This is a genomic window from Bradyrhizobium uaiense, assembly GCF_010811875.1.
Classification (GTDB): Bacteria; Pseudomonadota; Alphaproteobacteria; order Rhizobiales; family Xanthobacteraceae; genus Bradyrhizobium; species Bradyrhizobium uaiense.
This window is the reverse complement of sequence record NZ_VKHP01000591.1, coordinates 1-434: the sequence shown is the minus strand read 5'-3', so window position 1 is coordinate 434 and position 434 is coordinate 1. Positions and strand designations below refer to the sequence as shown.

The 434-nt window shown below is 61.3% G+C and carries 1 protein-coding gene; it reads right to left on the bottom strand.

Annotation, left to right across the window (positions count from 1 at the left end):
* A partial coding sequence (locus FNJ47_RS46640; RefSeq protein WP_163163547.1) for an IS630 family transposase occupies positions 1-434 on the bottom strand: 434 nt, incomplete at both ends.

Here is a 434-nt window from a genome sequence, read left to right as displayed (position 1 = left end):
CCACGCGGGCGTCGGGCGAGCCAGGTCCTGACCTTGGGATGCTTGTGGGTGGCGTAGTTATCGACGACGAGATGGATGTCCAGTTGGGGCGGCACGTTAGCTTCGCTGGGGCGCAGGAAGGCGAGGAACTCCTGGTGACGATGGCGGGGTTTGCATTGAGCGATGATTGCGCCGTCGAGCACGTTGAGGGCGGCGAACAGAGTGGTTGTGCCATGACGCTCGTAGTCGTGGGTGACGCCTTCGATGTAGCCGAACCCCATAGGAAGCATGGGCTGGGTTCGTTCGAGGGCCTGAATTTGGCTCTTCCCATCGACGCAAAGCACCACGGCCTTGTCAGGCGGATTGAGATAGAGCCCGACCACATCGCGCAGCTTCTCGACAAAGAAGGGATCGGTCGAGAGTTTGAAGCTGCGAGTGCGGTGAGGCTGCAGGCC